Below are 11,491 nucleotides of genomic sequence, written 5' to 3' on the forward strand. Positions count from 1 at the left end.
TGCACTCTCTGTAGCGAGTTTCCGAAGAAGTCTAATAAAAAAAACTTGCTATATTTTGGATGCATGCTTATAATTGCCTCAGTTGATGCGGGGTGGAGCAGCCTGGTAGCTCGTCGGGCTCATAACCCGAAGGTCGTAGGTTCAAATCCTGCCCCCGCTACCACTATTGAAAGCCCCATTTATGGGGTTTTTTATTATGTATAAGTTAGCTCGACGTATAGAGGTTAAACAGATTCTACCTAATTTGCTTAGTTAGGATTTAAGCTTTGCGTTATTAATGTGACCGGCTACTAAATAAAATTTAAAGATATATTTAATAATTAAAATTAGTCGGTAGTCATCTTCCTTGCATTTTGACATGAATTTTATTGAATTATTGATATTCAAGTGATGCAAGCCGATAACTATTCATAATGAATAACTTTTAATATTGGATATTTTTACACCCACAGAGAAAATTTTACTATTAGCAAATTAGAGTATTAAAGATAGGTTGTTTGCCTGACTAAGGATTACTAAGTAAAGTTAATCTGGAATTAAGCCTTAGGTAGTTTATTCAAATACTTTGTAAATTGAGTATGTTATGATTAGAAAGGATATTCAAGATTTAATAGAGCCTTTAGTAAATCAATTAGGCTACATATTATGGGGCTGCGAATATTTATCACAAGGCAAATATTCGTTGTTAAGAATCTATATTGATAAGAAAAATGGCGTTAATATAGAGGATTGTGAACGAGTAAGTAAGCAGGTAAGTGCACTTTTAGATATCGAAGATCCAATTCAAGGACATTACAATTTAGAAATTTCATCACCTGGCATTCCGCGCCCTTTATTTGATAAAGAACATTATCAACAATATATAGGTTATGATATAAAGTTGAAACTTCATAAACCTATCAAAGGTAAACGTACGGTAACAGGGACAATCCAGTCTGTAAATGAAGATACGTTTATCTTAAACGCGGACGGTGAAGAATATGAAGTGCAGTTTTCCCAAATTATAAAAGCAAATTTGATAGGCGAGTGAGGCCAAGAATGAGTAAAGAAGTGCTATTAATTGCTGAGGCATTATCCAATGAGAAAGGGGTAAGCAAAGAGGTAGTATTGCAAGCTATTCAGTCCGCGTTAGAATCGGCAACCCGCAAATTATCAGTAGCTGATATTAATGTTCGTGTTAAATTAGATCCCCGAACCGGTGATTATGAGACATTTCGTTATTGGGAAGTTGTTCCGGACGATGAACTTGAATCGACAGAGGGTCAGATTTCATTAAGTGAAGCTAAAGAGCGCTCACCATCTATTCAAGTCGGCGATACATTAGAAGAGCCAATGCCCTCTATTGAATTTGGTAGAATTGCTGCTCAAACTGCGCGACAAGTTATTACTCAAAAAGTACGAGAAGCTGAAAGGCAACAAGTTGTTGATCAATTTAGAAGTAAATTAGGACAGCTCGTTTATGGTACAGTTAAAAAAGTTACTCGGGACAATATCATTATTGATCTAGGTGGTAAAGCAGAAGCATTTTTACCACGGCAAGAAATGCTCCCTAATGAAATGTTTAGAACAAATGATAGAGTTCGGGCCTATTTATATGATATTACTCCGCAAGCTAGGGGCCCACAGCTCTATGTTAGCCGGGTTCGTAATGAGATGCTTGTTGAGTTGTTTAGAATTGAAGTACCAGAGATTGGTGAAAATATTATTGAAGTTAAGGCAGCTGCTCGTGAGCCTGGTGTACGAGCTAAAATTGCTGTTAAGACGAATGATGGACGAATTGATCCTGTGGGCGCTTGTGTAGGCATGCGTGGTGCTCGAGTACAAGCGGTATCAAGTGAATTAGGTGGTGAGCGAGTTGATATTGTTCTGTGGGATGATAATCCTGCTCAATTAGTGATTAATGCAATGGCGCCTGCAGAGATTTCCTCGATTGTTGTGGATGAAGATACTCATACGATGGATTTAGCCGTACAGAAAGAGCAACTATCACAAGCTATTGGCCGTAACGGTCAGAATGTAAGATTAGCTAGTCAGCTTACGGGCTGGACGCTTAATGTCATGACAGTCGAAGAATTTAATAATAAAAATCAAGAAGAAACATCAAAAAGTATTAATTTATTTACCTCAGCACTAGATATTGACGAAGAATTAGCTACGCTATTAGTGACTCATGGCTTTTCTTCTCTTGAAGAAATTGCTTACGTACCGAAAGAAGAACTCTTAGCTATCGAAGAATTTGATGAGGAAATTGTTGATGAGTTAAGAAATCGTGCTAATGATACTTTATTAACGCAAGCATTAACATCTGGAAATAATACATCAGATTCCTCAAGTAGTGATTTACTGACTTTAGAAGGAATGACAGAGGATATTGCTTCTAGTTTACGCTCAAAAGGAATTAATACAATCGAAGAGCTAGCTGAGCTTTCTGTAGATGAATTATTAGATGTCCCAGGAATGACTGAGGAAAAGGCCGGTGCTTTAATTATGAAAGCTCGGGAGCCTTGGTTCCTTTAAAAGGATAGAAATTGTACTAACATAAAGACTGAAAAACCTGTATGGAATTTAAAAGGTTTGAAGTTAAAAAGAAAGATTAGATATTTAACTACGAGTTAAATATCTAATCTTAACTTTGATAAATTTAGGCTGCGTCATAAGAAATTTATATAATTAAATTGCTTTTAAAATGACAGCTTAAAATTAAACTAAAATAAATCGAGGATCTTATCTTTAAATTTGCAGTTAGTTATTAAGGTTTTAAAGCATGTTGTTCATTACTTATTCTATAATGCAACAACAGGCAAAAAATATGAACATAAGCGATGAAATAATTGCTGAACGAGGATCATGAATATGGCGGATGTAACGGTTAAACAATTGGCTCAAGTTGTGGGAATTCCAGTTGAGCGTTTATTGAACCAGTTGCAGGAAGCGGGTTTATCATTTACTGATGACGTTCAAACAGTAAATGAAGACCAAAAGCGAATCTTGCTAAATTATTTAAAAAGCAGTGGTAAACGTGATATACGTACTACACCGGAGCGCTTTACTTTGCAACGCAAAAGCTTAACACAGATACCTGTAGGTAATGATATTCACAAATCTAAAACAGTAAATGTTGAATTTAGAAAAAAGAAAACGTATGTAAAACGCTCAGCGTTACCAGAGCAACCTACAAAAGAGCAACTCAGCGCTAATGAAGGTATACAACAAGAGCAAGCTACAGATTCCATGCTAGAAGATAATTTAACGGCTCCGCCTACTGAGGCTGAAGCAGAAAATATAGGTGAAGTTGCTTCAACTACATCTTCTGAAGCAGCTGAAGCCCCTGATACCAATATAGCTGAAGAAGAAGCGCCTAGCGTTGAAGAACAACAATTAGCCAGTGATGAGGAGCAAGACACTGAAACTACTTCTAATAAGATGGATGAAACAAGTACAGAAGAGTTAGAGCTAGAAGATGATTTGGCTCTTAAATTATTTGTAAAAGATCCAGCGTTGGTCACTACAAAGACGGAAATAGAAAAAGCGTCTAAGAAAAAGCACTTTGACTATGAAGAAAGTGATAAACCTGAGAAAAAAGGTAAAAAGAAAAATAAATATCAACCGCCTCAAATTGAGGATGAACATGGACAGGTTCGCTTTAAGCGAAATAAAGCGAAAAAACGTAAAGGTAGTGAAAAATCCGAAAAATATCGTGAAGCAGAAGAAGCCTTAACGCATGGTTTTGCTATGCCTACTGCACCTGTAATTCGTGATGTGGTTATCCCTGAAACAATTACTGTCGCTGAGTTAGCTAAACGGATGTCGGTTAAAGCAGCGGAAGTTATCAAAGTTATGATGGGCCTTGGTGCTATGGCAACAATTAACCAAGTGATTGATCAAGATACAGCTGTTATTGTTGTTGAGGAAATGGGACATCGGCCAAAAGTGCTTAAAGAAGATGCTATTGAACAGGATTTAGGTAATACTTTAACACAAGGTAGTAACCAAGAGCCTCGTGCACCAGTAGTTACTATTATGGGCCACGTAGACCATGGTAAAACTTCATTACTTGATTACATTCGCCGCACTCGAGTTGCTGCTGGTGAAGCAGGTGGTATTACTCAACATATTGGTGCATACCATGTAAGCACGCCTAAAGGAAATATTACTTTCTTAGATACCCCCGGCCACGCTGCATTTACTGCAATGCGCGCCCGCGGAGCACAGGCAACTGATATTGTTATTTTGATAGTCGCTGGTGATGATGGTGTAAAACCTCAAACTATTGAGGCAGTGCAACATGCTAAAGCTGCGAAAGTTCCTATGATTGTTGCCATTAATAAAATGGACAAGCCTGATGTCGATCCTGAGCGAGTAATGAATGAACTGTCCAACTATGAGGTTATTCCTGAATCATGGGGCGGTGATACAATGTTTGTCAATATTTCTGCAAAAACAGGTATGGGTATTGATGAGCTTCTCGATTCTGTATTACTGCAAGCAGAAGTATTAGAATTAAAAGCGCATACAGATGGCGCTGCTCGAGGTGTTGTCATTGAATCAAGGCTTGATAAGGGACGAGGGCCTGTTGCGACTGTATTAGTGCAAAATGGCACGCTCCATAAAGGTGATATATTATTAGCTGGTTTTCAATATGGCCGTGTCAAAGCGTTGATTAGCGATAATGGTTCGCAAATTGACAGCGCTGGTCCATCAATTCCGGTAGAGGTACTAGGTTTATCTGCTATTCCTCATGCTGGTGATGAGGCCGTTGTCGTTACTGATGAGAAGAAAGCTAGAGAAGTTGCTTTGTTCCGCCAAGGAAAATTCCGAGATGTAAAATTGGCACGCCGACAAAAGTCAAGTATTGAAGGTATTTTTGAGAATATGGCTATGGCTGAGACTAAGGTGCTTGGTATTGTACTCAAAGCCGACGTACAGGGATCAGTTGAAGCTATTGCTGATGCTTTAGTTAAGTTATCTAATGAAGAAGTAAAGGTACAAATTGTTGCAAGCGGCGTTGGCGGTATTACTGAGTCTGATGTACATCTTGCTATTGCCTCCAATGCTATTCTTATAGGCTTTAATGTTCGTGCAGATAGTGGTGCTAAACGACTTGCTGAGCAAGAGTCTGTTTCTCTCCATTATTATAGTGTTATTTACGACATTGTTGATCAAGTCAAGGGTGCACTATCAGGAATGCTCGCACCTCAATTTAAAGAAGAAATTATTGGCATTGCCGAAGTACGGGATGTCTTCCGCTCACCTAAATTAGGTGCTATTGCAGGCTGTATGGTTACAGAGGGTACAATAAAAAGAAACAACCCTATCCGCGTATTACGTGATAATGTTGTTATTTATGAAGGTACGTTAGAATCTCTAAGACGCTTTAAAGATGACGTTATTGAAGTGCGCCAAGGTTTTGAATGTGGTATAGGTGTTAAAAATTATAACGACGTTAAAGTGGGTGATTTAATTGAAGTATTTGAGACAGTAGAAATCAAGCGAGATTTATGAGTAATAACTTTAAGCGCACCGATCGCATAGCAGAAATGATTCAGCGCAAGCTATCACAGATTATTCAGCAAGAGATTAAAGATCCGCGCATGCCCGCTTTTGTTACTATTTCAGCAGTAAAAGTCTCTGCTGATTTAGGACATGCAAAAGTTTATTTCACTGTTTTAAACAGTGATATCGAACAAACAGCGCAAATTTTAAATACTGCAGCTAGTTATTTAAGAACAGCCCTAGCACGTACGATAAATTTACGCACTGTCCCTCAGTTGCATTTTGTCTATGACGAATCAATAGAATATGGCCGGCGCCTAAGTAAGCTTATTGATGATGTCAATTTGCCCCGCCAAGATCATGAGCCTGAATGAAGCTAAGAGGCCAGTAGACGGAATATTGCTTTTAAATAAACCGCAAGGAATTACTTCTAATATTGCTTTGCAAAAAGCAAAACACCTCTTTAAAGCAACGAAAGCAGGTCATACGGGCAGCTTAGATCCGCTCGCTACTGGTATGTTACCTATTTGTTTTGGCGAAGCGACTAAATTTAGTCAGTATTTATTAAGTGATAATAAAGTCTATATAGCCACAGGTTTATTAGGTGCTAAAACAGATACAAGCGATGCTGAGGGGAAAATCATCGCAGCTGTTGATACTTATATAGTTCAAAAGCAAGCATTAGAGAAAATTATTAACCAATTTGTTGGTGCAACGCTGCAAGTACCTTCTATGTATTCAGCACTGAAATTTAAAGGGCAACCGCTTTATAAGTTTGCACGTGCTGGAATAACTATAGAGCGAGAAGCAAGACCAATAAATATATTCTCAATTGAGTTGCTTGCTTTCGATGGCCAATATTTTACTATTAAAGTGCATTGCGGTAAGGGTACTTATATCCGCAATTTAGTTGAGGATATTGGAGAAAAATTAGGTGTATATGCTCATTTAACTCAGCTGCATAGAGTTTATATCGATCATTTTAAAGATAAGCCTATGTATGAATTGAGCGACTTAACTTTCCTTGATTCTGACTCATTAGCAAACTGCCTAATCCCCTGTGAATATGCAGTTAAGTATTTGCCAGTTCTTACTATTGATGATTACCAAGAATTACACTTACGACAGGGAAAAGTGCTCACGAACATAGATACTAATATAGAGAATGGCTGTGTGCGTTTGCACAATCATCAGGCACAGTTTATAGGATTAGGTGAATTAAGTGACACTAAAACGCTTAAAGTGAAGCGTTTATTAGCTAAAAATTTAAATAGCCTTAATTAATACCTTGTGTTTTAAACAATAATTAAGCAAATAAATTGTTAGTTATTTACATAAACTGGTTAATTTATAAGCTTCTTTGTAAATTATCTCATTTCAGGACTGAGCAAAATATTAACTATAATTATAGTTTAGTACTTGTGTCCTAGCAGAGGCCTTGCTAGAATACACAACTTTATTGAAATATACTTAGCTTATATTTGGGAGTAAGCCTATGTCGCTAGCTAGCGCACAAAAAGCAGAAGTTGTAAAACAGTATCAACGCGCTGACCAAGATACTGGTTCACCAGAAGTTCAAGTTGCACTCATGTCTGAGCGTATTAAATATTTAACAGAACACTTTAAGGTAAATCGAAAAGATTTTCATTCACGTCGGGGTTTACAAGCACTTGTTAATAAAAGACGTAAGCTTTTAAAATATTTAAAGAGTAAAGATCAAGCACGGTACCAGGATCTTATTCAAAGTCTTGGACTGCGTGATTCTTATTAAAAGTCTATCTTACTTAGGGATAAGACATCTGCTGTTTACATCATAAAAGGCGCAGTTATTCTGCGCCTTTTTTTTAATTTCTAATGAGGTAAGTTACGTGAGTAGAAAAATTGTTAAAGAGATAAGATTTGGTGAACATAGTTTGTCTCTAGAAACGGGTGAAATAGCACGTCAAGCTGATGGCGCTATATTTGCAAGTATGGGTGGCACTCAAGTTTTGGTGACTGTGGTAGGAAATAAAGAAAGTGCTGGCGATAGCAGTTTTTTCCCTCTTACAGTGAATTACCAAGAAAAAACCTATGCTGCAGGAAAAATTCCTGGCGGATTTAATAAGCGAGAAGGCCGCCCATCAGAGTCAGAGACATTAATTTCTCGTTTAATGGATCGCCCCCTGCGCCCTCTATTTCCAGATGGCTTTTACAATGAAGTACAAATTATTGCTACAGTCATGTCATTAAATCCAGAAGTTCCAGCAGATATCATAGCTATGATTGGTGCTTCTGCGGCACTTGCTATATCAGGTATTCCTTTTCAAGGACCAATAGGTGCTGCGCGGGTAGGTTATAAGGATGGTATTTATTTACTTAATCCAAGCTATAAAATGATTCAGCAATCTGACTTAGATTTAGTAGTTGCAGGAACTAATGATGCTATTTTAATGGTTGAGTCAGAAGCTCGCGAATTAAGCGAAGAAATCATGCTCGGTGCTGTTTTATTTGGTCATGAAATGATTCAAGGGGTTATTCAAGGAATTAAAGAACTAGCGGCTGAGGTGAATAGAACGCCTTGGAATTGGGTACCTCCGACTAGCAATGAGGAATTAAGAAATCGTATCGAAGAGCTTGCCACAGAGGCTATTACTCAGGCTTATTTAGTTAAAGATAAGCAGGAAAGACGACAGCAATTATCAGATATTAAACAGCAAATTATCGATACAATTGTTACCGAGCAACCCGATATTGATCAAGCAAATATTACTGATTTTATTAGTGATTTAGAGAAAAAATTGGTTAGGAAGCAAATTTTAGATGGCGAACCGCGTATCGATGGTAGGGATAACCAAACCGTTAGGCCAATTGCTATTCGCACTAAGTTTTTAGAACGAGCACATGGTTCAGTTATTTTTACCCGGGGTGAAACTCAAGCCATTGTCGCTGCTACACTAGGTAACGAGCGAGATGCACAAATTTTAGACGGTTTAATCGGTGAAAGTAAAGAGCGATTCATGCTGCATTATAATTTTCCTCCTTATTCAGTCGGTGAAACTGGTATGGTAGGAAGTCCTAAGCGTAGAGAAATTGGTCATGGACGTCTTGCTAAACGAAGCTTAATGGCTGTTTTACCGCAACCTAATGAATTTCCATATGTTTTACGTGTTGTTTCAGAGATTACAGAGTCCAATGGCTCAAGCTCAATGGCTACTGTTTGTGGTACAAGTTTAGCATTAATGGATGCTGGCGTTCCATTAAAAGCACCTGTAGCTGGTGTTGCTATGGGGCTTATTAAAGAAGGTGAGCGCTTTGCAGTCTTAACAGATATTTTAGGTGATGAGGATCATTTGGGCGATATGGATTTTAAAGTAGCAGGTACTGAGAAAGGTATTACTGCTCTACAAATGGATATCAAAATCAAAGGTATTACCAAAGAAATCATGCAACAAGCATTAGATCAAGCGTTAGCAGGGCGAATTCATATTTTAGGTGTTATGAATAATGCACTTTCTGAACATCGTGAAGAGCTTTCTAAACATGCTCCACGTATTACTACTATGAAAGTAGCAGAGGATAAAATTCGCACTGTTATTGGAAAAGGTGGTACGACAATCAAAGGTTTAATTGAATCAACAGGTGTTTCTATTGATATAGATGATTCGGGTACAATTCAATTATTTTCACCTGATGCTGAAGCTTTAGAGGACGCTCAACGGCAAATCAAAGCATTAGTTGCTGAGGTTGAAGTTGGTCAAACGTATAAAGGCAAAGTGAGCAAAATTGTAGACTTTGGCGCTTTTATTAATTTGTTACCTGGAAAAGATGGTCTATTGCATATTTCACAAATTTGCAGTGATAGAAATCAAAAAGTTGAGTCAGTACTTAGCGAAGGTCAAGAAATTGAGGTCTATGTTGCAGGTATTGACAAGCAAAATCGCATTAAACTTGAATGGAAAGATAAGCCACAAGCTGTTGCGACAAGCCAACCAGAACCAGCTTTGTCGGAAGACCAAGGACAGACGCCTTTAAATTCAGATGCGATAAATAATCAAGAAGATAAAACATCTAATTTAGATGGGCAAAGTAATGTTACAGAGCCAGAGGAATTGTTCTCTCCGAAAGAAGATTAGTTGAGTATGCACTGCTTCTACGGCAGTGCATCATTTTTTGTTAAGATGGTAGTCGGTAAGCCTAACTAGAAAGTTAAGTTAGCTTTCAAGTGAATTTTGTTAGTTGATTAATTTTAAAAATTCACCGCGGCTGATTGAATGTTCACGCATCTCACCTAACATGACTGAAGTGACCATTGCTGAGTTTTGTTTTTCAACTCCACGCATCATCATACATAAATGCTTAGCCTCGATTACGACGGCAACACCTCGCGCATTAGTGATATCTTCAATACAGTGGGCAATTTCAGAAGTTAATCGTTCTTGGATCTGCAAGCGCCTTGCGTAGTAATCAACAATTCTTGCAAATTTAGATAACCCTAAGACTTTACCATGTGGAATATAACCTATATGACATTTGCCAATAAAAGGTAATAAATGGTGTTCACACATCGAATATAACTCAATATCTTTTACGATAACCATTTCGCTCATATCAGAAATAAAGAGTGCATTATTAATGATATCTTCTAGCTTTTCATGATATCCCTTCGTTAGGTAATGCATGGCATTCGCTGCGCGCGTAGGTGTATCGATTAAGCCTTCTCGACTTGGATCTTCACCAATTTGTTCTAAAATTTGTCTGTATAAATCATCCATGGAAAAAACCCTATCCTGGAGGCCACATCATTTGCCGACCGCCAAGTAAATGTAAATGAATATGGTAAACTGCCTGTCCACCACCAGCGTTAACATTAAAGATTAATCTATATCCGCTGTCACTAAGTTGTTGAGCTTTCGCTATATCCTTCGCTTTTAGAATCATCTGCCCTAATAATTGCTCATCAGCATGTTCTACATCATTAATTGTCGTAATATGTTTTCTAGGAATAATTAAAATATGTGTAGGCGCTTGGGGATGAATATCATGAAAAGCAACCATATTTTTATCTTCATAAACAGTGTTTGCTTTAATTTCACCTTGGGCAATTTTACAAAACAAGCAATCCATAAGTATCCAGGGCCAATAAGTAAAAGGGCATTATACCCTTAGAAAGAGAAGAAGAAAAAGTATTTAAATTAACGTGAGATCGACATAAAAGGAACGAAGTCCTTTTGTGTTGCCAAACGAACATTATCCCGTAAAATGTGCAACACTTGTGCGGGCTCCCAAGCAAAATAAACAAATTCGACATATTAAATTATAGTCATAGAAAGCCTTTATAAGTTAATTCTTTTACTGATTAATTTAAATTAATTATTCAAAAATAAATGTAAGAATTTTTGCCTTTTAAATGAGTTTTGCGCATAATACGCTATTTTTGAAATTCGGATGAAGTAAAGTGAGCTTAATAAATATTACTAGTGGTCGTAATGTACCGCATGAGATTAATGTTATCATTGAAATCCCTATGTATGGCGCGCCAGTTAAATATGAAGTTGATAAAAAAAGTGGCGCTTTATTTGTTGATCGCTTTATGAGTACAGCTATGTTCTATCCTGTGAACTATGGCTATATTCCTAGTACTTTATCACGAGATGGTGACCCTGTTGATGTACTAGTAGTCGCACCTGTCCCTCTATTAAATGGCTCTGCCATTGCTTGTCGAGTAGTTGGTATGTTGAAAATGACCGATGAAGCCGGCGAAGACACAAAGCTATTAGCAGTACCTACTAATAAGCTAACTAAAATTTATGCTAACGTCGAAACTTATGAAGACTTACCGCAACATCTACTACAATCCATTGAACATTTCTTTAAGCACTACAAAGATTTAGAGGAAGGTAAATGGGTTCAAGTAGATGGTTGGGATGGTATTGATGCAGCCCATAAAGAAGTTATGGAAAGTATTGAGCGCTTTGCAAAAGATAGCGTTTAGAAGCTTTTATTTTTGGGTTAAATTCGT

General features: G+C 37.5%; 9 protein-coding genes, 1 tRNA gene and 2 pseudogenes. 10 read left to right on the plus strand and 2 right to left on the minus strand.

Translation table 11 applies throughout. The features are described from left to right. Nucleotides 1-86: 86 nt before the first annotated feature. The 9 genes and pseudogenes from ACQUW5_RS04915 (at nucleotide 87) to pnp (ending at nucleotide 9,605) form a co-directional block, all read left to right on the plus strand. Nucleotides 87-163: transfer RNA gene (locus tag ACQUW5_RS04915), tRNA-Met, on the plus strand. Nucleotides 164-583: 420 nt separating this feature from the next. Then, complete coding sequence (gene rimP / locus ACQUW5_RS04920) at nucleotides 584-1,030, plus strand: ribosome maturation factor RimP (protein ID WP_444990100.1); 447 nt, start codon at nucleotides 584-586, stop codon at nucleotides 1,028-1,030. Nucleotides 1,031-1,038: 8 nt separating this feature from the next. After that, nucleotides 1,039-2,517: a transcription termination factor NusA gene (gene nusA / locus ACQUW5_RS04925; RefSeq protein WP_444990101.1), complete on the plus strand. Its 1,479-nt coding sequence runs from the start codon at nucleotides 1,039-1,041 to the stop codon at nucleotides 2,515-2,517. A gap of 336 nt (nucleotides 2,518-2,853) precedes the next feature. Beyond that, nucleotides 2,854-3,178: pseudogene (locus tag ACQUW5_RS04930) on the plus strand (translation initiation factor IF-2 associated domain-containing protein); the annotation flags it as partial. Between the two features lie 338 nt (nucleotides 3,179-3,516). Next, a pseudogene (gene infB, locus ACQUW5_RS04935) lies at nucleotides 3,517-5,502 on the plus strand (translation initiation factor IF-2); the annotation flags it as partial. After that, the gene (gene rbfA, locus ACQUW5_RS04940) at nucleotides 5,499-5,867 is read left to right on the plus strand and encodes a 30S ribosome-binding factor RbfA (RefSeq protein WP_444990102.1); all 369 of its coding nucleotides are present in this window, start codon (nucleotides 5,499-5,501) and stop codon (nucleotides 5,865-5,867) included. The pseudogene infB and the gene rbfA, both read left to right, overlap by 4 nt. Beyond that, a complete protein-coding gene (gene truB, locus ACQUW5_RS04945; RefSeq protein ID WP_444990103.1) occupies nucleotides 5,854-6,777 on the plus strand; it encodes a tRNA pseudouridine(55) synthase TruB in 924 nt (307 codons plus the stop codon). Before rbfA ends, truB begins: the two co-directional genes overlap by 14 nt. Before the next feature lie 211 nt (nucleotides 6,778-6,988). Then, complete coding sequence (rpsO, locus tag ACQUW5_RS04950) at nucleotides 6,989-7,264, plus strand: 30S ribosomal protein S15 (protein WP_444990104.1); 276 nt, start codon at nucleotides 6,989-6,991, stop codon at nucleotides 7,262-7,264. Between the two features lie 97 nt (nucleotides 7,265-7,361). Continuing rightward, entirely contained in the window at nucleotides 7,362-9,605 is a 2,244-nt protein-coding gene (pnp, locus tag ACQUW5_RS04955) for a polyribonucleotide nucleotidyltransferase (RefSeq protein WP_444990105.1), read from the plus strand. Between the two features lie 99 nt (nucleotides 9,606-9,704). On the opposite strand, the gene folE is transcribed toward pnp, so the two are convergent. Continuing rightward, a complete protein-coding gene (gene folE, locus ACQUW5_RS04960) occupies nucleotides 9,705-10,244 on the minus strand; it encodes a GTP cyclohydrolase I FolE (protein WP_444990106.1) in 540 nt (179 codons plus the stop codon). 10 nt (nucleotides 10,245-10,254) lie between these two features. Then, nucleotides 10,255-10,596 carry a histidine triad nucleotide-binding protein gene (locus tag ACQUW5_RS04965; protein WP_444990107.1) on the minus strand — a complete coding sequence of 114 codons (342 nt, stop codon included), beginning with the start codon at nucleotides 10,594-10,596 and terminating at the stop codon, nucleotides 10,255-10,257. A gap of 331 nt (nucleotides 10,597-10,927) precedes the next feature. Between ACQUW5_RS04965 and ppa the strand changes: the two genes are divergently transcribed. Continuing rightward, nucleotides 10,928-11,464 (plus strand): inorganic diphosphatase, encoded by a 537-nt coding sequence (gene ppa / locus ACQUW5_RS04970; RefSeq protein ID WP_444990108.1) that lies wholly within the window; start codon nucleotides 10,928-10,930, stop codon nucleotides 11,462-11,464. Nucleotides 11,465-11,491 lie beyond the last annotated feature (27 nt).

The sequence above is a fragment of the Legionella pelazae genome (genome assembly GCF_052527395.1).

Bases quoted from the DNA above. Each gene is read 5' to 3' on its own strand.
- truB (WP_444990103.1), top strand. From the start codon at position 5,854: ATGAGCCTGAATGAAGCTAAGAGGCCAGTAGACGGAATATTGCTTTTA.
- folE (WP_444990106.1), bottom strand. From the start codon at position 10,244: ATGGATGATTTATACAGACAAATTTTAGAACAAATTGGTGAAGATCCA.
- rpsO (WP_444990104.1), top strand. From the start codon at position 6,989: ATGTCGCTAGCTAGCGCACAAAAAGCAGAAGTTGTAAAACAGTATCAA.
- rbfA (WP_444990102.1), top strand. From the start codon at position 5,499: ATGAGTAATAACTTTAAGCGCACCGATCGCATAGCAGAAATGATTCAG.
- nusA (WP_444990101.1), top strand. From the start codon at position 1,039: ATGAGTAAAGAAGTGCTATTAATTGCTGAGGCATTATCCAATGAGAAA.
- ACQUW5_RS04965 (WP_444990107.1), bottom strand. From the start codon at position 10,596: ATGGATTGCTTGTTTTGTAAAATTGCCCAAGGTGAAATTAAAGCAAAC.
- rimP (WP_444990100.1), top strand. From the start codon at position 584: ATGATTAGAAAGGATATTCAAGATTTAATAGAGCCTTTAGTAAATCAA.